Source organism: Leptotrichia shahii, from assembly GCF_008327825.1.
GTDB lineage: Bacteria > Fusobacteriota > Fusobacteriia > Fusobacteriales > Leptotrichiaceae > Leptotrichia > Leptotrichia shahii.
Genome location: NZ_AP019827.1, coordinates 1,042,774 through 1,067,501, shown reverse-complemented (window position 1 = coordinate 1,067,501; position 24,728 = coordinate 1,042,774). Strand labels below are relative to the sequence as shown.

The 24,728-nt window shown below is 28.4% G+C and carries 27 protein-coding genes; 6 read left to right on the top strand and 21 right to left on the bottom strand.

The features are described from left to right. Positions 1-362: 362 nt before the first annotated feature. The 17 genes from F1564_RS04995 to F1564_RS04915 form a co-directional block, all read right to left on the bottom strand. Entirely contained in the window at positions 363-1,880 is a 1,518-nt protein-coding gene (locus F1564_RS04995; protein WP_018450022.1) for a bifunctional ADP-dependent NAD(P)H-hydrate dehydratase/NAD(P)H-hydrate epimerase, read from the bottom strand. A gap of 29 nt (positions 1,881-1,909) precedes the next feature. Further along, positions 1,910-2,761, bottom strand: a complete 852-nt coding sequence (gene hisJ, locus F1564_RS04990) for a histidinol-phosphatase HisJ (protein WP_018450023.1) — start codon at positions 2,759-2,761, stop codon at positions 1,910-1,912. 24 nt (positions 2,762-2,785) lie between these two features. Further along, positions 2,786-3,439, bottom strand: a complete 654-nt coding sequence (gene hisIE, locus F1564_RS04985; RefSeq protein ID WP_018450024.1) for a bifunctional phosphoribosyl-AMP cyclohydrolase/phosphoribosyl-ATP diphosphatase HisIE — start codon at positions 3,437-3,439, stop codon at positions 2,786-2,788. A gap of 211 nt (positions 3,440-3,650) precedes the next feature. Next, complete coding sequence (locus tag F1564_RS04980; protein ID WP_018450027.1) at positions 3,651-3,869, bottom strand: nucleotidyltransferase family protein; 219 nt, start codon at positions 3,867-3,869, stop codon at positions 3,651-3,653. Positions 3,870-3,914: 45 nt separating this feature from the next. Continuing rightward, positions 3,915-4,670, bottom strand: a complete 756-nt coding sequence (gene hisF / locus F1564_RS04975) for an imidazole glycerol phosphate synthase subunit HisF (RefSeq protein WP_018450028.1) — start codon at positions 4,668-4,670, stop codon at positions 3,915-3,917. Between the two features lie 159 nt (positions 4,671-4,829). After that, complete coding sequence (gene hisA / locus F1564_RS04970; RefSeq protein ID WP_018450029.1) at positions 4,830-5,546, bottom strand: 1-(5-phosphoribosyl)-5-[(5-phosphoribosylamino)methylideneamino]imidazole-4-carboxamide isomerase; 717 nt, start codon at positions 5,544-5,546, stop codon at positions 4,830-4,832. A gap of 86 nt (positions 5,547-5,632) precedes the next feature. Next, the gene (locus tag F1564_RS04965; protein WP_026231208.1) at positions 5,633-6,487 is read right to left on the bottom strand and encodes a tetratricopeptide repeat protein; all 855 of its coding nucleotides are present in this window, start codon (positions 6,485-6,487) and stop codon (positions 5,633-5,635) included. A 74-nt stretch (positions 6,488-6,561) separates the two neighbouring features. Beyond that, positions 6,562-7,197: an imidazole glycerol phosphate synthase subunit HisH gene (gene hisH / locus F1564_RS04960; RefSeq protein ID WP_018450031.1), complete on the bottom strand. Its 636-nt coding sequence runs from the start codon at positions 7,195-7,197 to the stop codon at positions 6,562-6,564. A gap of 521 nt (positions 7,198-7,718) precedes the next feature. Continuing rightward, entirely contained in the window at positions 7,719-8,396 is a 678-nt protein-coding gene (locus tag F1564_RS04955) for a DNA alkylation repair protein (protein ID WP_018450032.1), read from the bottom strand. Between the two features lie 143 nt (positions 8,397-8,539). After that, entirely contained in the window at positions 8,540-9,130 is a 591-nt protein-coding gene (gene hisB / locus F1564_RS04950; RefSeq protein ID WP_018450033.1) for an imidazoleglycerol-phosphate dehydratase HisB, read from the bottom strand. Between the two features lie 39 nt (positions 9,131-9,169). Next, positions 9,170-10,258, bottom strand: coding sequence for a histidinol-phosphate transaminase (gene hisC / locus F1564_RS04945; RefSeq protein ID WP_018450034.1), 1,089 nt, complete (start codon positions 10,256-10,258; stop codon positions 9,170-9,172). A gap of 185 nt (positions 10,259-10,443) precedes the next feature. Further along, positions 10,444-11,637 carry an ATP-binding protein gene (locus tag F1564_RS04940; protein WP_018450035.1) on the bottom strand — a complete coding sequence of 398 codons (1,194 nt, stop codon included), beginning with the start codon at positions 11,635-11,637 and terminating at the stop codon, positions 10,444-10,446. 238 nt (positions 11,638-11,875) lie between these two features. Further along, the gene (gene hisD, locus F1564_RS04935; RefSeq protein WP_018450036.1) at positions 11,876-13,156 is read right to left on the bottom strand and encodes a histidinol dehydrogenase; all 1,281 of its coding nucleotides are present in this window, start codon (positions 13,154-13,156) and stop codon (positions 11,876-11,878) included. A gap of 77 nt (positions 13,157-13,233) precedes the next feature. After that, the gene (gene hisG / locus F1564_RS04930) at positions 13,234-13,851 is read right to left on the bottom strand and encodes an ATP phosphoribosyltransferase (protein ID WP_018450037.1); all 618 of its coding nucleotides are present in this window, start codon (positions 13,849-13,851) and stop codon (positions 13,234-13,236) included. Between the two features lie 45 nt (positions 13,852-13,896). Then, positions 13,897-15,027 carry an ATP phosphoribosyltransferase regulatory subunit gene (locus F1564_RS04925; RefSeq protein WP_018450038.1) on the bottom strand — a complete coding sequence of 377 codons (1,131 nt, stop codon included), beginning with the start codon at positions 15,025-15,027 and terminating at the stop codon, positions 13,897-13,899. 129 nt (positions 15,028-15,156) lie between these two features. Further along, positions 15,157-15,339, bottom strand: coding sequence for a hypothetical protein (locus tag F1564_RS04920; RefSeq protein ID WP_018450039.1), 183 nt, complete (start codon positions 15,337-15,339; stop codon positions 15,157-15,159). A 149-nt stretch (positions 15,340-15,488) separates the two neighbouring features. Beyond that, the gene (locus F1564_RS04915; RefSeq protein WP_018450040.1) at positions 15,489-16,352 is read right to left on the bottom strand and encodes a YlmH/Sll1252 family protein; all 864 of its coding nucleotides are present in this window, start codon (positions 16,350-16,352) and stop codon (positions 15,489-15,491) included. A 287-nt stretch (positions 16,353-16,639) separates the two neighbouring features. Between F1564_RS04915 and F1564_RS04910 the strand changes: the two genes are divergently transcribed. Beyond that, positions 16,640-17,131 (top strand): hypothetical protein, encoded by a 492-nt coding sequence (locus F1564_RS04910; RefSeq protein ID WP_018450041.1) that lies wholly within the window; start codon positions 16,640-16,642, stop codon positions 17,129-17,131. A gap of 432 nt (positions 17,132-17,563) precedes the next feature. Here the strand turns inward: F1564_RS04910 and F1564_RS04905 are convergent, their stop codons facing one another. From F1564_RS04905 to F1564_RS10295, 4 genes are all read right to left on the bottom strand, one after another. Continuing rightward, entirely contained in the window at positions 17,564-19,081 is a 1,518-nt protein-coding gene (locus tag F1564_RS04905; RefSeq protein ID WP_018450042.1) for an ABC transporter permease/substrate-binding protein, read from the bottom strand. Then, entirely contained in the window at positions 19,074-19,820 is a 747-nt protein-coding gene (locus F1564_RS04900; RefSeq protein WP_018450043.1) for an ABC transporter ATP-binding protein, read from the bottom strand. Before F1564_RS04900 ends, F1564_RS04905 begins: the two co-directional genes overlap by 8 nt. Before the next feature lie 74 nt (positions 19,821-19,894). Next, positions 19,895-20,143 (bottom strand): MarR family winged helix-turn-helix transcriptional regulator, encoded by a 249-nt coding sequence (locus F1564_RS10300; protein ID WP_232053410.1) that lies wholly within the window; start codon positions 20,141-20,143, stop codon positions 19,895-19,897. A 14-nt stretch (positions 20,144-20,157) separates the two neighbouring features. Next, positions 20,158-20,343, bottom strand: coding sequence for a helix-turn-helix domain-containing protein (locus tag F1564_RS10295; protein WP_232053405.1), 186 nt, complete (start codon positions 20,341-20,343; stop codon positions 20,158-20,160). A 163-nt stretch (positions 20,344-20,506) separates the two neighbouring features. Between F1564_RS10295 and F1564_RS04890 the strand changes: the two genes are divergently transcribed. From F1564_RS04890 to F1564_RS04870, 5 genes are all read left to right on the top strand, one after another. Next, complete coding sequence (locus F1564_RS04890) at positions 20,507-21,571, top strand: zinc-binding alcohol dehydrogenase family protein (RefSeq protein WP_018450045.1); 1,065 nt, start codon at positions 20,507-20,509, stop codon at positions 21,569-21,571. A gap of 158 nt (positions 21,572-21,729) precedes the next feature. Then, the gene (locus F1564_RS04885) at positions 21,730-22,086 is read left to right on the top strand and encodes a Fur family transcriptional regulator (protein WP_018450046.1); all 357 of its coding nucleotides are present in this window, start codon (positions 21,730-21,732) and stop codon (positions 22,084-22,086) included. A gap of 39 nt (positions 22,087-22,125) precedes the next feature. After that, positions 22,126-23,040: a metal ABC transporter substrate-binding protein gene (locus F1564_RS04880; RefSeq protein WP_018450047.1), complete on the top strand. Its 915-nt coding sequence runs from the start codon at positions 22,126-22,128 to the stop codon at positions 23,038-23,040. 51 nt (positions 23,041-23,091) lie between these two features. Beyond that, positions 23,092-23,790, top strand: coding sequence for a metal ABC transporter ATP-binding protein (locus F1564_RS04875; protein ID WP_018450048.1), 699 nt, complete (start codon positions 23,092-23,094; stop codon positions 23,788-23,790). Positions 23,791-23,832: 42 nt separating this feature from the next. Beyond that, complete coding sequence (locus tag F1564_RS04870) at positions 23,833-24,675, top strand: metal ABC transporter permease (protein WP_083917084.1); 843 nt, start codon at positions 23,833-23,835, stop codon at positions 24,673-24,675. Positions 24,676-24,728: the final 53 nt, after the last annotated feature.

Below are 24,728 nucleotides of genomic sequence, written 5' to 3'. Positions count from 1 at the left end.
TTAATTTTTTCTATATAGTCAATAATAAAAAGGGAGCAAAACTATATGAAAATAAAACTGCCTCTAAAAATTACATATCTTTATTAATTATTTGAGACAGTTTTTATTATTTTATTGTTTGAAATAATCTATACAAGCTGTTTTTGATCCCATTTCACATAATAATGTATTGCAACTAGTTAATGCCATCATTGCTCCTACAACAACTAAAATTTTAATTAATTTAGTTTTTTTATTTTATTATTATTTTTTAATTACAAATAAAAGATATTATGAAATAATAATAAAACAAGGGATCTTAAATCCCTTGCTAATACTAAAATTTATTGATAAAAAGAAACTTTTCTCTTTATTAAGCACAGTTAAACTTCAAAAATTTCTTTCATACATTCTGAAATATTTTCAATAATATGACTTGCGTTCACAATATACTGTTGCTTTACCAACTTATCAGCTATTTTACCATGCAAATATGCCCCTATACAAGCAGATTCCACTAACCCATATTTTTGTCCCGCCAATGAACAAATTATACCAGTCAAGCAATCTCCCATTCCTCCATTTGCCATACGGGAATTTCCTGTACTATTTACAAAAAGAGTTTTCCCATTTGTAATAATTGTATTTTTCCCCTTTAAAAGTAAAGTTATTTCATATTTTTGAGCAAAATCTTTTGCTATTTCAAATTTATCCCTATTAATTTCTTCTAGAGAAAATCCTGATAATCTTGAAAATTCAATCAAATGTGGAGTTAATACACTTCTACTTTTTATTTTTTCAAAAAGTTCTCTATTTTCAGACAATAAATTCAAAGCATCTGCATCCAGCACAAGTTTTATCACATTTCCTTTATTATTTTTCTCAATACTAATTAGTTTTTCAAATATTTTTAATGCTTTCTGACTTTTTCCAATTCCAGGTCCAATAGCGATTACATCACTATTTAAGATTTCTTTTTCCAATTTTTCAAAATTTTCTTCTATGTTTTCAAAATTTATAGGAAAACTCATAGCTTCAGGAACAAATACATTAAGTGAAAAATTATTTTTATCAGTAATTACAGTAGTAAGTCCAGCTCCACTTCTTACACACGATTTTGCCACAATATTCCCTGCACCATAAAATCCACTACTTCCAGCAAAAATTAATACTTTCCCAAAATCTCCCTTATGAGAATTTTCATCTCTTTTTATATGAAAACCTTTTATTATTTCAGATGTCAAGTAATATTCACTGACAATATGAACAATATTATTTTTATTCAATCCAATATTTTCAATAATCACTTTTCCTAAATATTCTTTTATATCTGATTTTAAAAAGCCTTTTTTGTATGTGACAAAAGAAATGGTAACATCAGCTTTAACAGATACTCCCATTATTTCTCCAGTATCGCCATTAATTCCAGATGGAATATCAATCGCATAAACTTTTTTATTTTTAGAATATTCATTTATCTTCAAAATAATATCTTTATAAATGCCTTTTATTTCTGAATTTAAGCCTGTTCCAAAAATCCCTTCAACAACAACATCACATTCTAAAAGCAGCTTATCCAATTTTTCCAACTTATAAAAAATTTCAATTCCTGAATTTTTGCAAATCTCATAATTTACAGAACAGTTATTGCTCATATTTTCATCACTAATACAAAAAATCTTAACTTTTTTTTCTTTTGAAAATAATTGTCGTGCAATTGCATATCCATCGCCTCCATTATTTCCCTTTCCACAAATAATAAGAAAATTATCTTCATTCTTTCCAATATGCTTTGTAAATGAAATCGCTGCATTTTCCATAAGCACAATACTCGGTATCTTCAATTCATTAATCGCATAATTATCAATTTTTTTCGTAGTTTCATTTCCACCTAATAACATTTTATCACCCCATTATGTCCTGTTATTTTTTAAATATTAAAGTCCTGAAATTTTCCATCCTTTAATATTTTAATACTCTTAAATCCGATTTTTCGTATAATTTCCAAACTCTCATCAAAATAAAAATCAATGTTTTTAGTTTCATGTGCATCAGAAGAAATGGTAATTGGAATATTTTTAGCTAAAATTCTTTCAAGTATAAAAAAACTTGGATAAGGTGTCTGAGTCCATCCACGTGACATTCCTCCTGTATTAATTTCAATAATTGCTTCAGACTTAGCAATTTCATCCAATACATATTCGACTTTATTTTTATACCATTCAGCACTTTCATCAAAATATTTAAAATCTTTATTAAATTTTTTTACCAAATCCAAATGCCCAATAATATCAGGCTTTTGAGTGTGCACCATTTCTACAATATTATCAAAATATGCTTCAATAAATGCCTTTTCATCTCCATTTGCATAATTTTTTATTCCGTACTCTAAAATTTCAGGCGTATTATCAACACAGTAATACTCCTCTTTTTCTTTATCCTTTATATAATGAACCGATCCAATTCTAAAATCAAGTCCTAAATTATCATCAAGTTTTGGATTAAATCCCGAATAGAAATCAGCTTCAATTCCAATATAAACTTGAATCCTATCTTTATATTTCTCTTTCAAATTTTTTAATTCTTTCAGATATTCTAATGTACCTTTTTCAGACATACAATATTCCGTATCAAATTTTGTAAAAGAATGCCCTGAAAGACCGACACTTGTAAATCCTTTTTCTATTGCTGTTAAAATATAGTCTTCAGGATTGTTTTTACCATCGCAGTAGAAAGTGTGGGCGTGAAGATTTGACGGAAAAATTATTTTTTTAGTTTGCATTTTTGTCAACTCCTTTAATTATTTTTACTTTTTACCACCCATTTTTTCCTGCTTAACTTTATGGTCAATAACATGTCTTTTAGCCAGTTCATCTTTCACATCTTGAATAGTAAGACCTTGCTCAATCATTAAAACCAAAGTGTGATAATATAAATCCGCAATTTCATATCTCAATTCATCATTATCGTTATTTTTAGCCCCTATTATAACTTCTGTACATTCTTCTCCAACTTTTTTCAAAATTTTATCAAGCCCTTTTTCAAACAAATAAGTCGTATAAGATTTTTCATTTGGATTAACTTTTCTATATTTTATCAATTCATAAAGGCTTTCAGGCGTAAAACTGCTATAATCTTCTGCTTCAAACAACGAGTTAAAAAAGCAACTTTCAGCACCAGTATGGCAAGCAGGCCCATCTTTTTTTACTTCCACAAGCAAAGCATCCGCATCACAATCATATTTTACTGAAACAACATGCTGATAATTCCCTGAAGTTTCCCCTTTTAACCAAAGTTCTTGTCTACTTCTGCTAAAAAAACAAGTTTTCTTGTCTCTTAAAGTTATTTCAAGACTTTCTTTATTCATATATGCAAGTGTCAATACTTTTTTTGTATAGTAATCCTGTATTATTGCAGGAACAAGCCCTTTTTCATCAAATTTTATTTGCTCTGTATTCATTTTTACCTCTTTTCTAAAATTTATTTTTCAAATTCTCTCTCAATAAGTAAATATATTTTAATAAATTTTCCATTTCAAAATAAGTAAACTGAAGTATATTTCTCTTCCTTTTACACATAAATTACACTCCGTAAAATTTCTTCCTTTATTTCATCTTTATATTTCTGAACTTTCGGATTTTTAAATTTATACTCAAACATACTTTCATCAACTAAATCCACTTTTTTTGAAAAATTTCTTCAAGTCTTTTGTGTAAATTACAAAAATTTTGATACATTCCCTTTTTAAATTCCATTTTTACAAGAATGTCGATATCACTATTAAAAGTATCGTTATTTTTAGAAAAACTACCAAAAAGTCCTAATTTTAAAATTGAATATTTCTTTTTATTAATTTCTTTTAGTTTTTTTAAAATTTCTTCTTTTTTCATAATAATTTCCTCTTAGTCCATTTTCAAAATTTTTCTCATTAAACATCAAATTCTCATCTCAACACCATTACTCTTCAAATATTTTTTCAACTCCATAATTTCCACTTCCTTAAAGTGAAAAATCGAAGCCGCAAGTCCCGCATCAATTCCCGGAATTTTAAATAAATCTCTAAAATGCTCCATATTTCCAGCTCCGCCTGATGCAACTATTGGAATCGACAATTTTTTTGATAAAATTTCAAGTAATTCCAAGTCAAATCCGTTTTTAACTCCATCTGTATCGATACTGTTTACGACAACTTCTCCAGCACCATTTTCCTGACCATTTACAAACCACTCTATTGCATCAATTCCAGTATTTTCTCTTCCACCTTTTGCAAAAACTTTAAATTTACCATCAACTCGTTTTACATCAACTGACAAAACAACACATTGATCTCCATATTTTTTTGCAGCTTCTTCAATCAATTTTGGATTTCTTATTACCCCAGAATTGACACTTACTTTATCAGCTCCAGCTTTTAAAACTCTATCAAAATCATCCAGCGTATTTATCCCACCGCCAACAGTAAGCGGAATAAAAATTTGACTTGCCACTTCTTTCAAAATATCTGTAAACAAGCCTCTTTCCTCAACAGTTGCCGTAATATCATAAAAAACAAGCTCATCAGCTCCTGATTTATTATAAAATTTTGCTAATTCCACAGGGCTGTCAACTTCTCTTATTCCAGTAAAATTAACTCCTTTTACAACTTTTCCATTTCTTACGTCCAAACAGGGAATAATTCTCTTTGCAAGCATTTTTATACCAACTTTCTTTTAATAGATGTTGTTCAATAACTTAATATTTCTCTATGATAAGAGACCTTTCCCCCCTTTGCTATAATCATAATTTTTTTAGTTATCAAACAGATTTACAATATTTAGATTTTTAATTTCATTTATATAATTTTTAAAATATTATTTACTAATGTTAAGTACTTCTTTCAAATCAAGATTTCCTGAATAAATCGCCTTTCCCACAATTGCTCCATAAATATGATTTTTGTTAAGTTCTTTAATCTCATCCAAAAAAGTAATCCCACCTGAAGCAATAATATCTGAATTAACTACTTTTGACAATTTTTTATAAATTTCAAGATTTGTTCCATTTAACATTCCATCTTTTGAAATATCGGTATAAATTATTGTTTGCACACCTATATCCGATAATTTTTTGCAAAATTCAACCGAGTTCAATTCTACAGTTTCAGTCCATCCTTTAACCGCAACTTTCTCATCTTTCGCATCTACAGAAACTGCAATTTTATCGCCATATTTTTTTACCATTTCCTTCAAAAATTCTTCATTTTCAACGGCAATTGTTCCCAAAATAACACGATTTACTCCTAATTCAATATATTTTTTTATTCTTTCTTCATCACGGATTCCACCACCTACTTGAACAAAAAAATCACTTTTTTCAACCAATTCTTTTATAACCTCATAATTTTTTGTATTCCCATTTTTTGCTCCATCCAAATCCACAATATGAAGATTTTTTGAATTATTTTTATTAAAAAAGTCCAAAACTTCAACAGGATTTTTAAAAAATACTTCCACTTGGTTATAATCCCCCTGTCTTAATCTAACTGCCTGTCCGTTATGTAAATCTATCGCTGGAAAAATTTCTATCATAGTTATTTTCTCCTTTTATTTTTAAAATTTTTATAAATTGAATTTTTATGTTGTTACTTTTACAATAATTAGTTATTTTTAAAATATCAATCAAACATATTTATTTTTTTTAAATTTTCTTCAAACAATTTTTTATTATTATAGAAATCATTTTTATTTGCTCTTGCCAACTCTGATTTTATAAACCAATTTTGATACTTACTATAATCTAATATTTCTTTATTAGGCTTATTTTTTCCTTCAAAATTTTTATAATAAAAATTAATTGCATCCTGTGTACGATTCACATTTAAATAGAAACTTATTGCAAACCATCCCATTGTTAATTTATACGCCCAAGCCTGTTCATCAGAAATATGTGATTCTTCCGTTTTTTTCTTATCATCACACATTTTCATAATAGAATTTAAGCTTGCAAGTGCTGTTTTTTCATCTGTTTGCATAATATTCCAAATTGCATTTTCTCCTATTGTATATGTTACAGCAATTCTAGTAATCAAATAATCTGGATATTTTTCCTTAAGTTTTTCATAATTTTTATTGTAAGAATCAAAATCTCCCTTATTGGAATAATACATATTTGAAAAAAACAATTTTGACACTTCATAAGGATTATACTTTTCATATCGTTTTAAATTATTTAATTTTTCTGCATCACTTTTTCCAAGTGCATTATAAATATTTATCAAGTTTTCTGACAGCACAAAATTCTTCTCATTCTTTTTCAACAATTCTTCAATCTTTAATGCCAATTTTTTTACTTTTTCTCTGTCAGGTTCACTCACTACATTAGGCATTTCCTTATCCAGTTCTATTGTTTTTAATATTATTTCTTGAGAAACTCCTAATTTTGATAAATCCTGACTTATCATCTCGCTTCGACTTTTCGCATTCAAATTCACTATTGCAAAAATACTCATCAATAATATTATCTTCTTCATAAATACCTTTTTCTCAATTAATCAAAACCAACCCAAAAATGAATAAATTAAGTAAAATAATCGTAATTTCACTTTTATTTCACCAATTCACCCCAATTTTTCAATAACTTCAAACCAGTATTTCCAGATTTTTCAGGATGAAACTGCATTCCATAAACATTTTTATTTTTCACAATTCCAGAAATTTTTATTCCGTATTCTGAATATGCAACAATATTTTTTATATCAGTTTTTGCAAAATATGAATGCACATAATACACATATTCTTCATCTTCAGTATTCACATCTTTCAAAATTTTATCATTTTTAAATTCATCATTTATTTTCAAGCTATTCCAACCCATATGAGGTATTTTCAAATCAGAATTTTTTGGAATATATTTCTTAATTTCCTCAACTGTTCCATTTATAAGCCCAAGCCCTTCAAATTCACCATATTCATAACTTTTCTCAAAAAGCATTTGCATTCCAAGACAAATTCCCAAAAACGGCTTTCCATTCTTCGCTTCATCTATCAAAATATCTTTTAACCCATATTTTTCAAGATTAGAAACAGCGTCCCTAAATGCCCCCACTCCTGGCAAAATTATTCCTTTCGCACTTTTAATCTCTTCAACATTATTAGTCAGTTTTGTATCAAGTCCAACATAATTTAGAGAAGATAGTAAGGAAAAAAGATTTCCCACTCCATAATCAATCACTGCTATCATAATTAAAATTTCCTTTCTTTGTATAATTTTTTTCAAGTTTTAAGTAACTTTATATAACTTTTTTATCAAAGAATCATAATTAACTTAATTAAATTATACCAAAAAAAGTATATTGTTGCAATTAATACTAAACCTGATTTAAAAAAAGAAATAATGCCCTATTTATAATAATCCCATTTTTTATTTGTTTTCTGACAAGGGGTCTTGACCCCTTGCATAATAGAAGTTGTAATAAATCTATTATTTTAGCGAGAAATAGTATAAGAAAAGATATTAAAAAGTTTAAAAAAAATTATGCTAAACTAAAAAGGCCTCATTTTTTTACGAGACCTTTTTTTGCTCCCCTGCCAAGGAACACAATTTTACCTTATTTTTAGTATAATGTCAACTATTCAAAAAAATTTTTTAATTTTTCAAAATTTTATATTTCACCTTAATTCTTTTCCCAAAAAATGCCTTCCTTTTCAAATAAAGTTAAAGATTCAGATTTTAATTCTTTTTCCAGTTTTTTATTCTTCCCCTTATTCTTTTCTCAATCCCTTCAAATACTCCTTCTTCTCATTAGTAATTCTCAAACTTTCTCGGGCCTTCTGTATTGTCTTATTATGCACCCAACTATTCAATCTGTCATTTTCTAAATAAATCACTGCACAATCCCACTTTTTTGCAAGTGCCGTTGCAAAAAACCAAGCAATTACCATTTTCACATAATACTCCTCAGAATGAATATTCGCTACCATTTCCAAATATTCATTTTCAAAGTCTTCATCCAAAAAATGTGTCATCAACATTTCTACACCAAATCTACAAATATATGTTTTATCTGACTTAACCCATTCCCTTATTTTTTCAATTAGCTCTCTTTTATGTTTTTTAAAAATTTTTGGAGAAATCGTATCACAAACCGCCCAATTATCAATAAATGGCAAAAAGTTATCAAGTAATTGAATACAATTTTCAAAGTTTTTGATCTCTGAAATAATTGCTCCATGCAATAAATTCTCATCATAATATTTATGTGGCAACTTTTTCAAAAAATTTTCATATTCATTATTCTTCACCAATTTTTTAGCCAATTTTCTTATTTCAGGAATCCTCACTCCAATAATTGTATTCTCTGGTACATTTGGCGTCAATTTACTTAAAAATTTCATGTATTCTTTATCTTGAAGTGAAAATAGTTCTCTTTGTATTTTCATTTTAACCCCTCCTATTCAAGTTTTCCTTATTATCCATATCTTCATTTGTTATTTCTGCTTTTATCAGTGTATTATTAAAATTCTCATCACTATCATTACTATTCATTATTTTCAAAATTATTTGAAATTGTTAATAAATTTGATTAAACCAAAACTCCCTTAGTCGATGGAATCTCATCCCTATATTTCTCATCAATACTCATAGCCTGTGCCAAAGCTCTAGCAACGCCTTTAAAAATTGACTCAATTATGTGATGCGAATTTGTCCCTGCCATATTTTTTATATGTAACGTTGCATTCAAATGCCGTGTAAATCCAACAAAAAACTCTTCCACTAATTCAGTATCAAAAGTTCCAACTTTCTCAGTCGGAATATTTACATCAAAATTCAAAAAATATCTTCCGCTCAAATCAACTGCAACCAATGTCAGAGCCTCATCCATCGGCAAAAGAAAGTTTCCGTATCTATTAACCCCTTTTAAATCTCCTAGGGCCTTATAAAAACATTTCCCAAGTGCAATTCCAATATCTTCCGTACTGTGATGATCATCAACTTTTGTATCTCCGTCACAATAAACTTTCAAATCGAATCTTCCATGTTTTGCAAATAAATCAAGCATGTGATCTAAAAATCCAACTCCTGTATTATTTTCATATTTCCCAGTCCCGTCAATATTCAATTCAACTTTTATTTTTGTTTCAAATGTATTTCTTTCAATTTTAGATTTTCTCATAGCATTATCCTTTCATTGTAAATTTATTTATCATAATTCTTAATTTACATTATTTCCTAATAAATCTTCCAATTTTTCAATAAAAATCCCTATTTCCTCATCAGTCCCAATTGTAACCCTCAAATAATTATCAATCCTATCTTTTGCAAAATATCTTACTAAAACTCCATTTTCTTTTAGCTGTTTATACAAATCGCCTGCGAAAATTTTGTTATGAGAAATAAAAATAAAATTAGCACTTGAATTTAATACTTTAAATCCTAATTTTTTCAATTCTTCAGATGTTTTTTCTCTAGTCTGAATAATTTTAGCATTAGTTTTTTCAAAATATTCATCATCCTTAAACGATTCAATTCCAGCTTCAATCGAGATTCTGTCAATTGTGTATGAATTGAACGAAAATTTTAGCCTATTAAGCCCTTCTATTGTATTTTCCGAACCAATCGCATATCCTAGACGCATTCCTGCAAATGAACGAGATTTTGAAAATGTCTGCACAACAAGAACATTATCATATTTATTCACCAATTTCACAGCACTTTCCGCACCAAAATCAACATAAGCCTCATCTACAACAACAAGTTGACTAGGGTTTTTTTCTGCAATTTTTTCAATTTCTTCTAATTTCAATGCAATCGAAGTCGGTGCATTTGGATTTGTAATAATAATATGCCCATCAAGTCCGAAATATTTTTCAATTTCAATTTCAAAATTATCATTTAATGGAATTTTGATTTCCTTTACATTAAATAAATCTGCATAAACTGGATAAAAACTGTATGTAATATCTGGATAATACACTTTATCTCCCGCATTGAAAAACGTCATAAAAATAAATGCTAGAATCTCATCTGATCCATTTCCAATAAATACCTGTTTATATGTAATTTTATTATTTATTTTATTAGAAAAATACTCAGCAATAACTTTTCCAAGCTCCGTTACATCTGGATCTGGATACAATTTCAAATCTTCCAAATTCATAGATTTTATTTTTTCTATAACTTTTGCTGATGGCGGATAAGGATTTTCATTTGTATTAAGTTTAATGTATTTTTTATCTTTCGGCTGCTCTCCAGGAACATAAGGCTCTATTTCTTTTATTTTATCATTCCAGAATTTACTCATTTTATAACTCCTCCTTTAAATAAGAACTTTGGTACAATTTCTAATTGTTTTAGTTAAGCTCTGGTAAAATTATATAAGCTGTCTTTTGTTTGCCATTTTCCATTTATTTTTTTAAACTCAAGAAAACGGCTTTCTTTGGTAATTTCATTTAATTCTTTTTTTGTTTCTTCTATTAATTTTTTGTTCTAATTATCTCGATTTTGTAAAAAATCTAAAATATTTATATGCTTTATTCCATCTTCGCTTAAATTTATTTCATCCATCGAAATTATAAACTTCTGAAAATTATCTTTTACTTTCTTTAATGGCATTATCTCTCTCTTGAATGTATTTTCATCAAGTATCGTTGCTGACACTTGATAGTATTCTCTTTCATTATTTCGTTCTGCTATAAAATCTATTTCTAAATCTCCAATTTTACCAATATACACAGTATATCCACGTCTAATCAATTCCAAATAAACTATATTTTCCAAAATATGCCCAATATCGCTATGTTTTTTATTTATAAGCAATTTTCTTAGTCCTATGTCAACTATATAATATTTCTCCAGCGACTTTAAATGTTGCTTTCCTTTTATATCATAACGTCCAGCTTTGTACAAAATAAACGATGATTTCAGGGCTTCTATATAATTTTCAACGGTAGAAGATGTAGTTTTTCTGCCATAGGAAACAAGTGTATCTGCTATTTTTTTGGGTGAGACGATATTTCCGATGTTTTCAAATAGAAATTTTACTACAGATTCGAGTAACGTAATATCCTGTACTTTATTTCTTGCAACTATATCTTTTAACAAAACTGTGTTGTATATTCCCATTAAATAGTCTTTTCTTATATCATCATCATTTATTTGTGTCGCATAAGGAAATCCGCCATTTTCAAAATATTTATTCCAAGTCTGTCTCACGTCCTGTGTTTCATTCAATTCAAGATATTCGGAAAAAGATAGAGGCAATATGGATATTTCAATGTATCTGCCTGAAAGCAGTGTTGCTAATTCGCCAGATAGCATCATCGCATTGGAGCCTGTTATATAAATATCTGTGTTATCCTTTATAAATAAAGAATCCACTGCCCTTTGAAAATTTTCAACTTCCTGAATTTCATCAATAAATATATAATTTTTTTTATTAGGCACAAGTCTTTCGTTTATATATTGATACAATAATTTATAATCTTTTAAATCTTCAAACTTTAAATCCTCAAAATTTATGGAAATTATCTGTTCTTCCAAGATACCAGATTCTATTAAAAAATTTTTAAATTGAGATAGCAATGTAGATTTCCCGCACCTCCTAACGCCTGTGATAACCTTTATTATCTGCATATCTTTTATTTTTTTCAATTTTTCCAAGTATTCAGTTCTTTTAACCATAAAATCACCTCATACAAAGTATATCAAAAAGAAATATAATCAATTTTTATTCTTAAATCAAAAACTTCATAATTCTAATTTTTTTTCTTTTCTATAATAAAAACTTTAAAAATTAGATACTTTTTATTTTAAAAATGAAAAATTTTAATATTTTGAAAAAGCCTGAAAACTAGAAATTTATAATTTTCAATCTTATCAAAAAATTATTAAAAATCTGTTTTCAGACAAATTCTATTTTTTATTTATCAAATCTTTTTGAAACTGAACGAGCATGTGCTGTAAGCCCTTCATTTTCAGCAAATTTAATTACTTTATCCTTAACTTCTTCAAGTCCTTGTTTTGAATAGTAAATAAACGAAGATTTTTTAACGAAATCGTCTACTGAGAGTGGAGAAGAGAATTTGGCAGTTCCGCTTGTTGGTAATGTGTGATTTGGGCCTGCCAAATAATCTCCAAGTGGTTCAGGTGTATTATGTCCCATAAATATTGAGCCTGCATTTTTTATTCTTGGCAATAATTCAAAAGGATTATCCACTGCCAGTTCTAAATGTTCCGGTGCTACAAAATTACTTACAAAAACTGCTTCATCCATATTTTCTACAACAATAATTCTACCTTGAGTTTCAATCGAAGTTCTGGCAATTTCCTCCCTTGGCAGTTCTTTTAATTGCTTTTCTACTTCCATTGCTACTTCATCTGCTAATCTTTGTGATGTTGTAACTAATATACAAGCTGCCAATTTATCATGCTCCGCTTGCGATAACAAATCTGCCGCTGTATGAACTGAATCTGCACTTTCATCAGCAATAATCAATACTTCACTTGGACCTGCTATCATATCAATTGAAACTTCTCCATAAACCATTTTTTTTGCCATTGCAACGTAAATATTTCCAGGACCTCCAATTTTATAAACTTTTGGAACAGTTTCTGTACCATAACTAAGAGCAGCTATTGATTGAGCTCCACCTACTTTAAAGATTCTATCAACTCCAGAAATTTTAGCAGCAACTAAAAGAGACGGCAAAATTGTTCCATCTTTCGTTGGAGGTGTCACCATTACAATTTCCTTACATCCAGCAATTTTTGCTGGAACTGCATTCATCAAAACAGTTGATGGATATGCAGCTGTTCCCCCGGGAACATAAAGTCCAACTTTTTCAATCGGATTAACTACTTGCCCCAAAACTACTCCATTTTCCTGTCTTATTAAAAAATCATTTCTAACTTGCTTTTCGTGAAATTTTTTAATATTGTCATGAGAATACTGAATAACTTCCATCAAATCCTTATCAATCGTATCAAAAGCCTTTTGAATTTCTTCTTCATTAACTTCCAGATTTTCCAGTTTTACACCGTCAAATTTTTCAGTATATTCTATCAAAGCCTTATCTCCTCTAGCTTTAACATCTTTCAAAATGCTTTCCACAGTTTCATTTACATCATCATAAGAAAACTGACTTCTAGCAAGCTCCTTTTCCAAATCAACATCTTTTGAATATTTTATAGTTTTAATCATAACAGATCACTCCATTTCATTTTTTATTTTAAAAATATAAATTTTTTATATAAACAAAAAAACAATACTAACTATCTTTATAAAATTTCTTTTATACTTTTAACAATTTTCTCTATTTCTTCATTTTTAAATCTATAGCTCGACTTATTAGCAATAAACCTAGCACTTATATCTTCAATAGTTTTCAATACTTTCAAATTATTTTCTTTCAAAGTTGTTCCAGTTTCAACAATATCCATAATCACATCAGAAAGCCCCAAAATTGGTGCTATTTCAATAGAGCCATTTAATTTTATAAGTTCCACATCTCGATTAGTAGAATCAAAATATCTTTTTGAAACATTCAAATACTTTGTCGCCACCACCAATGGTCTATCAAAATTTTCTTTAAAATTTACAGGTCCTGCAATCGCAAATTTACATTTCCCAAATCCCAAGTCCATAAGCTCATAAACATCAGGATTTTCCTCAAGAAGTACATCTCTTCCCACAACTCCAATATCTGCACTTCCCTTTTCCACATAAACTCCAACATCCGATGGCTTTACCAAAAGAAATCTGACATTTTTTTTCTCATTCTCAAAAATCAGTTTCCTGTTATCTTCCTTTATTTCTGAACTTTCATAACCTATTTTCTCAAATAAATCATATACTTTGTTTCCTAATCTCCCTTTAGGAAGAGCAATATTTATCATAGAAGCCCCTTTCGTCTTATTTATTTTTCATATTAATTTTTACTCTTATTCTTTAATTAAATTCCCATTTTTAAATAAATATTTTTCATCGTAATTAAAAATCTCGCTGTCATTTTCCTTAAAATTTTCAACATTTTCAGTTCTCACTCGAAGTCCTTTTTCCTGAAAATCATTTACAAACTCTACCAATTTTTCAAAATTGCTATCATCATAAGCAATCAATATTTCAAAATCATTTTTATCTTCATCTTTATAATAAACCTTCAAGCTATCAGTCAAAATCGCAAATCCGACTGCCCCTGTGTCAACTCCAAATTTTTCAAACAATCTGTCATACCTTCCGCCAGTCAAAATTACATTTGGAAATCCTTCAATATATCCTTGTAAAATAATTCCATTATAATAATTTAGATTTTTTATGACAGAAAAATCAAATACAATTTTTGATCTTTTGTGAAATTTAAGCAGTAAATTATTTAATTGTTTAAGTTCAAGCAATATTTTTTTTATATTATCATTTATTCCATATTTTGAAAGTTCCTTTGTAATATCATCTAAATCTCCTGATAATTTAGGAATTTTATAAATTAATTCTCTCACATTTTCAGAAACAAATTTATTATTTTCCAATATTTTTTTTATATCATGACTATTTTTTTTATTTATACAATCAAAAATTTCTTCCTTTACTTCATATTCCAAATTAAGATTATCAAAAATCGAAGAAATAAATCCCGCATGTGACAAAACAATCAAACTTTTTTCATTTATAATATCCAAACTCTTTACCGCAAGATCCACAATTTCAAAATCCAAGAACACAGATTCTTTTCCAATTAGCTCAATCCCAAGCTGTTCATCTTCCTCATATCCCGTGTATTTTGTCAAATTATATGTATTCTCCTGATAATAAATCTTACTGTATTTCAAAGACTGATCCTTAGAGATTTTTTTAGCAACAGACAATGTAATATCAGGTCTCAAAGCCAGTAATTTCCCATTTGGACTCATCACAGTTAAAATATTTCTATCAATAAAATCCTTATTTTCATTATACAAATCATATTCTTCAAAGCTCGGAAGCGAAATCCTTTTATATCCATATAAATCATACATTTTCCGTATATCCAACAATACTAAATCTTTTTTACTCATATTTTTTATATAATTTTTCATACATAATTTACCTCACTTTCCACATCTTTTATATAATTATCTTACCATATAATCACAAAAAAAGGAAGTTTTTACACTCCCTTTTTAGCAAATTCAGCACACTATCCCTTTATTTACATTAATTAACAATCATTTATCATTAAATTTGTGATAAATAAACAATACTAAAGTAATCGGGATTATCCATATCACAACCGATAAAAATATTCTAAACGCTAATCTTAACAATGTAATTACCAACACAATCGCAATTGCTGTTCCTAAACATTTTATCAATATTTCCAAATTACTTTTTGGTGTTACATCTTTCATTTCTTTACCTACTTTCTTTTATTATTTTAATTTAAGATTATATTTTTTATTATTTATAAAAGTCTATAAAACCTTATTAAATAATTTTAGTTTTTTATATTTTTCTTAATTCTTCATTCAGTTCCATTTTAATTTAAAAAACAAAAAAATCAAATATATTTTTTTACAAGTATCCGTTCTTTTCCCTTTTTAGTTTCCCCCTTATCTAAAAATAACTTATATTTCCCAAATCCTCTAATTGTAATTAGACTCCCAATTTCAAGCAATTTAGATTTATCTTTCTCTTCTACATAATCAACTAAAACTTGACCCTTTTCAATTGGTTCAATTACTTTTGTACGAGATAAATTAGTAATTGTTGAAACTATGCTATCCAGTCGCTTTGACTGAACAGTAATTAATTTATCATCATATTTATATTTCGGAAGATTATTCTTATCTTTAATGTCCACAACTTCAATTTCACAAGTTGCCCTCCCAATCTGCTTCAATTCTGAAATGATATAATCTACAATTTTTTCAGAAACTGGAATATATCCAAAAATTCGCTTATCTTTTTTATCACAACTTTCAATGATTAAATCTCCCATAAGCTCTCTTTTTACATTAAGCCCCATAAGACTTCCCAAAAAATCCTTATGCAAATACCCATAAAATCTTGAATCTATTGCTATCTTTAACAATTTATTTGGAAATTGAATTACATTCTGATTAAATCTAAAATTTTCAAGATCATTCTCATTATTTTCAAATCCCAAATTATCGTTTTCATTCATAAAACTATCAGGAATAAATGCAATCTGTCTTCTATCACTATCTACAAAAACTCCATCACAAACAACATTTACTCCTCCAAATTTTTCCCCCAACTTTTTCCAAAAATTCGGTGTATAAAATTCCTCCGTAAAACTGACAATTTCATAATCCTGTGCAGTTTCATAATAATTATACAATTTAATAGCCAAATATTCTTGTTCTTTTACAAATTGCCTTAAGAAGTTTTCTTTCTTCATTATTTATTTTTTCCTCCCATTTCAATTTTTCAACTTTTTTAAATCTTCAGATCTTCTGCTACTACAATTTTTCTCTTTTTATTTATCTTAATTATACTAAAAAAATCTTTTTTATTCAATTATATTAGATTAATATTGTCAAAGTAAAGAAATATTAAAATTTTAAAACTTCACAAAAAAGACATAAATTCTACATAATTTTGTCAAAATTTATTGATATTATATTCTTGTGATAAAGAAAAAGTATAAAAAATAAAATTGTAAATAATTGAATTGGAGGAATTATTATGAAAAAAATAGGAAAAAAGAAAATTTTGGGAATCGCCTTATTAACATCATTATCAATATTTGCAGGTACAACAGCAAATAATACTACCAGAACAACAACCGCAACAAATAACACAGTAAATAATGAATGTAGACCGCCACATAGATTGCAAAAAGATTCAAATGGAAATCTTGTAGATGAAAATGGAAATATTATAAAAAAACCTGACCCAGCTAGAATTGAAGAATTAAAAACAAAACTAAACAACGGAAAAATTACAAAGGCTGAAGGAGCTGAAATCGCAAAAATGCTAGATAGAAGAGGTCCTCACAAACCAAATGATAAATGTAAGCCAAAAGATGCCCCAAAAAGATTGACTGACACAGAAATTCAATCACTAACAAATTCATTAAACAGCGGAAAAGTTTCAAAAGATGAAGCTACTAAATTAATAGAGATGTTAAATCACAGACCTAAAGGATCTAAACCTAATAACATGCCTTTAGACTAATAAAATAGTCATACTAATAATAATACTAACAAATATATAACCTTTTATATTCACAACTTAGATGGCAGATTCTTCTATATTATTATATAAACTCTCTCTACTGCTATTTAAGTTAAAAAAAATGGCAATCTTATAAATTATTAAAAAATAGTAATTATAATTTATTAAGACTGTCATTTTTTTATTCTCATTATCATAATCTACTACTACTTATGAATAGTTTAAAGTTAATTAATAATAAAAATGAAATAATATAAATAAAAAAAATATTACGTCCGATAATTTAATATGATATTTCTATAATCTTTTATTTTATTATTGTAAATTGTAAATAATTAAATAATTATCTCCATATCATAAAAAAAAGCCGAATTTTCATCCGACCTAATTTTTTTTTATTTTATAACATTTTATAACTAACCTACTAATTTTCTATTTTTTAATAATTCCGGCATTTCTTAAATATTCTCTAGCAACATCTTCCGCTCTCTCACCTTTCACAGAAACACGGTAATTCATTGTTGACATTTCTTCATCTGAAATTTTGCCACTCAATTTTTCCAAAATCTCTTTCAATTTAGGGTATTTTTTCAAAGTTTCCTCACGCATCATTGGAGAACCTTGATATGGCGGGAATAAATGCTTATCATCCTTTAAAATAACCATATTATACTGAGCAAGTTCGGGGTCAGTAGAATAAGCGTCAACCAAGTTAATATTGCCACTTTGAACAGCAACATAACGAAGTTTTGGCTCGAATTCTTTAATATTCGGAATTTCAAACTGATACAATTTTTTAAGTCCAAGATATCCATCTTCACGGTCGTTAAACTCCCTTGTAAATCCAGCTTTTATCTTATCTTTCACTCTTGCTAAATCAGAAATCGTCTTCAAATTATTTTCATCAGCAAATTTCTTGCTAACAGCAATTGCATAAGTATTATTATATTTCATAGGTTTTAGCATAATCATTTTAAATTTAGTTTCCATACCTTTTTTTGCTTGATTGAAAACATCTTCAGCATTATTATTTACAGGAGTTTCATTCAAGAAAGTGAAAACTGCAGTTCCTGAAAATTCAGGATAAATATCAATATCGCCATTTTTCAAAGCATTGAATACGAATGAAGTTTTTCCAAGTCCAGGTTTTAACTCAACGTCAAGTTTACTATTTTCTTCAATCAAAATTTTATACATATTTATCAATATTTCTGGCTCTGAACCAAGTTTTCCAGAAATTATCAATTTATCTTTTTTTGTATTATTAAAACTGCTAATTGTTCCCAAAAAACATGCAAATATGATTAAAATTAGGAAAATTAATATTTTTTTGATACTCAATTTTTCGAATTGCTTAAAGATGAAATCAAATAAAATTGCAAGTAAAGCGGCAGGAATCGCTCCTAACAAAATCAAGTAGTTGTTATTTCTATCAAGACCAAGCAAAATCAGTTTTCCAAGCCCTCCAGCTCCAACAAGGGAAGCTAATGTGGCAGTTCCTATAATCAAAACAGCAGCCGTTCTAACTCCTGTCATTATTACAGGCATAGCCAGAGGAAGCTGAACTTTTGTAAGTTGCTGAAATTTATTCATTCCTAAAGCTCTTGAAGTTACCATATACATTGGATCTACGCCAGTAATACCAGTGTAAGTGTTATGTAAAATTGGAAGCAGTGCATAAAGTATTAAAGCGATTATTGCAGGTTTTCTTCCAATTCCAACGATTGGTATTAAAAGTGCTAAAATTGCTAAAGACGGTATAGTTTGAATAACGCCGTTAATCGCAATAACAATATTCGCTAATTTTTTGTGGTAGCTTAAATAAATTCCTAGTGGAATGGCAATAATTAGAGCAATTATTAGTGCGATAAAAGAAATTTGAATATGTTCCATAATTCCGCTAAAAAATTCGTCTTTCTTCTCTAAAAAAGTCAAAATTAATTTATTCATAAATTTCACCTTCTTTCTTTTTAATAGCTATAAATTTTTTCACAAAATCATTTTTAGGATTTGAGATTATTTCGTGTTTTGTTCCAGCTTGAACTAACTCGCCGTCTTGAATGATACAAATTTTATCCCCCAATAAAAATGCTTCTTCAATGTCGTGAGTTACAAAAACAATTGTTTTGTGAATTTGTTTCTGAAGTTTTTTCACATCTTCCTGTAAATTTGCACGAGTGATGGGATCTAACGCACTAAACGGCTCATCCATCAAAATAATTTTTGGATCAGCGGCTAGAGCTCTTGCAATTCCAACTCTTTGTGCTTCTCCACCAGACAATTCCGAAGGGTTTCTTTTTCGATATTTTTCAGGATCAAGTCCAACCATATTTAATAACTCGTCAATTCTTGCATCAATTTTTTCTTTTTTCCATTTTTTCAATTCAGGCACAATCGCAATATTTTCTTCAACTGTCATATGCGGAAAAAGTGCCACTTGCTGCAAAGCATATCCAATATCCCAACGCATTTTGTGAATATTGTAATCCTTTACATTTTTTCCATTAATTTTCACTTCCCCAGTCGTATTATCCTCCAACCGATTAATCATTTTCAAAAGCGTAGTTTTCCCGCTCCCAGACGGTCCAATAAAAACCGTAATTTCAGACTCGTTTATAGTCAAGTTTATATTTTTTAATCCAACATTCCCATTTGGATAAGTCATTCCAACATTGATAAATTCTATCATTCATTTACCTCCAGTTAAATACCAAATAATTTTTATAAATTTTATAAATTTCAAATTTCGTTCAGTATTTTAAATTATTTTTTATTAAATTTTTGTTCAGCTCTCTCAAAATTATGTAAAATTTTTTCTAAAGTCGCCTCAAAAGCTAATCTCTCTTCATTTGAAATTCCTTCAAAAGAGATTTCGGTCATTTTATCAGAAATTTCATCATATTCATTTTTCAAGGATTTTGCATAATCCGTTAAAAAAATTAAACTTTTCCGTTTATCACTCGGACAAAATTTTCGTATCAATAAATTTTTTTCTTCCATCCTCTCAAGCATCGTTGTAAGCGAACTCATAGCAAGACCAGATTTTTTGACAATTCTCTGTTACTAATCCCATCATTTTCCCAAAGTACATGTAAAATTCGACCTTGTTCCCCATTAAACGCCGTTATATTTTTTTGTGCCAAAAATTTATTCAAAAGTCTAGTATTTACTTGTTTTATTCTGCCTATATAAAATCCAGAGTTTGATTTCATAGATTTCCTCCTTTACAAAATTATTACTATATGATAATATATTTACATAAAAATATTACTATATAGTAAATTTATATTACCATACAGTAACATATAAGTCAAATATTTTATAAAACATGATAAAATTTTTAAATAAATAGAAATCAAAAGGAAGTTAAAATTTATGGAAAGAAAATTTATGAAGGCAATGGTGCTTGAAAAACCTTGTAGTGCTCAAGAAATGAAAGTAAAAAATGTGCCAATTCCAGCAGTGAAAAAGGACTGGATTCTTGTAAAAATAAAGGCATTTGGAATAAATAGAGCGGAAATTTTTACTCGTCAAGGAGATTCGCCATCAGTAAAACTTCCAAGAGTAATTGGAATTGAGTGTGTCGGCATTGTGGAAGAGCCGTCTAACAGCGATTTTAAAAAAGGCGACAAAGTTTTTTCGATGATGAATGGCATGGGAAGAGAATTTGACGGAAGTTATGCAGAATATATTTTGATTCCCAAAAATCAAGTTTATAGATTGCCTGATGAAAAAGATTTTTTCAAAAATATCGAATTAAAAAGTAAAGAATTATTAAAAGAAAGATTTTCAAAAAATTTAGAAATTACAGAAGAAAATACTTTCTGGTCAGAAATTGCAGCATATCCAGAACTTTATTATACGGCGTACGGCTCAATTTTTAAAAGTTTGAAATTAAAGGAAGGAGAAACACTTTTAGTTCGAGGTGGAACAGGTTCGGTGGCATTAGCAGCTATTCAGTTGGCAAAAGCTATCAATGTAAAAGTTGCTGCTACGAGCAGAAGTGCATCTAAAGAGCAGTTTTTGAAGGAAAAAGGCGCAGATGAAGTGATTGTTGGAGATGAAAATTTCGATGAAAATTTAAGAAAATTATTCCCAGATGGCGTGGATAAAGTTTTAGAATTAATTGGAAGACCAACTTTGAAATCGTCGCTAAAATCAGTAAAGCAAGGTGGAATTGTCTGTATGACAGGATGTCTTGGAGGCTGGATAATTGAAGATTTTGAGCCGTTAGTAGACATCATTTCAGAGTCGTATTTAACTTCATTTGACAGCACAAATGTCAATAAAAATACAATAAAAGAAATGTTTGAATTTATTGAAAAATATAATATTAAACCATGTATTTCAAAAATATTTACATTAGATGAGATTTCTTTGGCACATAAATATTTAGAATCGAATAGTGCTAATGGAAAAGTTATTATAATGACAGAATAATAATTTTTTAGTCCGTATAATCTGAAGTTTTTTATAAAATATATGAAAACCTATTCATTTGACAAATAGGTTTTTTTAATATATAATAGATTATATTTTGCGAATGATTTGCAATTTATTGAAATAAAAAACGTTTTTTATTATTAGGAGATGTTATTATGAAATTAACTAAGAAAAGGCAACAAATACTTAATCTTGTAAAGTCTTCAGACACTCCAGTAAATGCCAAGTTTTTAAAATCAAAAGTAGATTTTGACTTATCAACGGTTTATCGGGCTTTGGAATTTTTAGAGAAAAATAATTATATTTTTTCATTTGACTTTGAAAATGAAAAATATTACTTTAAGGAAGAAAATGCCAATTTTTTTATTTGTGATTCTTGCAAGCATATTGAAACTGTGCCTGAATTTTCAAATAAGGAAACTGAAAAGGAAAAAAGTGAATTAAAAAAACGAGGCTTTTCACTATTGTCACATCTTTCGATTTTTAAAGGAAAATGCAACGATTGTGATTAAAATTCATGATTTACAAAATACATATTAGGAGGAATTAAAATGAAAAAATTATTATCATTACTTTTATTATCAGCTCTGTTTATTTTTTCTTGCGGAAATAAATCAGAAACTAAAAAAGAGCAAGGAACTGCAGGAACAAGGGAAAAAATTGTAACAAGCGTGCCACCTTTGAGATGGCTTACTCAAAAAATTGCAGGAGATGATTTTGAAGTTATTTCAATTGTCCAGCCAAATATGAATCACGAACTATTTGAGCCAAAACCTTCAGATTTGAAAATTTTAGAAAACTCAAAGGTATTTTTCACTTATAATATGTTAGGATTTGAAGAAACAATTTCTGACAGCCTAAGCGATAAAAACAAAATTGTTAATGTTTTGGATGGTGTTGATAAAAATTTATTTATCAAAGGGGATCATGATCACGAACATGAACATGAGCATGGTAAAAAGGAAGAACATGAACATCATGAGCATGAGGGAATTGATCCGCATGTATGGTTCTCGCTTGATATGATGCCAAAAATTGCTGAAAATATAAAAAATGAATTGTCAAAACTTTATCCAGATAAAAAAGAAACTTTTGAAAAAAATTACAACGCTTTCATTACAGAACTTAATCAAGTAAAAGCAGAACTTTCACAAAAAATGGCTTCAAAAACTAAAAAATCATTTATGATTTATCATCCTGCATTAAACTATTTCCTAAAAAATTATGCCATTGAAGAAATTTCAATCGAGCAGGAAGGAAAAGAACCATCAGCACAGCAAATAAAGGAAATTATTGACGAAGCAAAAGAACATAACGTAACTACAATCTTAGTTCAACCTCAATTTCCAAAACAAAGTGCTGAGGCAATTTCAAAAGAAATTCCTAACTCAAAAGTTGCTGAATTTAATGTTGACAAGGAAAATGTCTTTGAAAATCTAAAACAGTTTGTAGATTATTTAAATTAAAAATTTTTATTCAAAAAAAGAACGAGAAGAAAACGAAAGGATAAAAATTTGATGACTAACGGACAGAATAAAAAACTTGTGAGTGTACAAAATCTTAACTTTAAATACAGCAATGATTATATTTTGAACGATATAAATTTAGATATTTTTAAAGGAAAAAATGTTGCAATTCTGGGAAGAAATGGTGGCGGAAAATCAACTTTAGTAAAGGTTATGCTGGGATTTTTGAGAAAAAAATCTGGCAGTATTGAATTTTTTACAAGTGAAAACAAAATTGGATATTTACCACAAATAAGGGAGTTCGACGCTTCCTTTCCCATTAATATTTTTGACTTGGTAATATCGGGATTGACTAATAAAAATAATCTTTTCAGAAGATTTAACAATGAAGAAAAAAAACGTGCTGAAATACTCTTGAAGGAATTTGATATTTTTCATTTAAAAAATAAATTAATAAACGAAGTATCTGGTGGACAGCTTCAAAGGGCATTAATTGCACGTGCCTTAATTTCTTCACCAGAACTGATTTTTCTTGATGAGCCAGAGTCATTTCTGGATAAGGAATTTGAATTTAAACTTTTTGAAAAAATAAAGGAATTATCAAATTCAACAATCGTTGTAATTTCTCACGAGCTTGAAAAAATCTACGATTACATTGATTCAATTTTTGTCGTGGAAGGCAACATTCGAGTTTATGAGAAAAAGGAAGATTATGTGTGCAGCAATCCTTACTTACATTCACACAAATAAAATTTACAAAATTAAAGATAAATTATTAAAGATTGGGGAAATATGGAATTTATAAAAATTTTTGAATATGCCTTTATGAGAAACGCCCTTATTGTAGGGCTTCTTTCAAGTATATGCTGTGGAATAATAGGAACTTATATTGTAAATAAAAAAATGGTCTTTATTTCATCAAGTATTAGCCACGCCTCTTACGGCGGTATCGGAATAGGAATTTACCTGATTTACTTCTTTAACTTGCCAATAAAAGATCCGCTATTTTTTGGACTGATTTTCTCAATATTGTCAGGTGTGCTGATTTTAGTTCTAAAAGACACTCTTCACGTTGACGGTGATTTGGGAATAGGTATCGTTATGTCAATGGGAATGGCTATCGGAATTATTTTTGCCTTCTTGACGCCAGGCTATCAATCCGATATGTCAACTTATTTATTTGGAAATATCCTTTTATCCAACACCCTAAACATAATTTTACTACTAATACTGGACATAATCACAATCACATTTTTCATCATCTTCTACAAAAGCATCGTCTACACCAGCTTTGATGAAAACTTCTACAAAATCCACAGCGTCCCAGTAACCTTCATAAACTACTTTATGATAATCCTAATATCTTCCGTCATAATAATAAACATAAAGACAATAGGAATCATCTTAATAATCTCAATCCTGACAATCCCACAGGCAATCGCAGCCTCGCTCGCAAGAAAATACTCAACAATCATAATTCTATCCATAATTTTCTCATTCATCGGAATACTGTCAGGACTATATTTTTCCTACACGCTAAATATTCCGTCAGGCCCTTCGATTATTGTATTGCTTACGATTTTATTGGCGGTGGTTAAGGTTGGGGGATTTGTGAAGGGGAAATTTTTGAATTAATAAATTTTAATAACTATAAAACACCTTCCTTTTAGAGTAATTTTTAAAGTTAC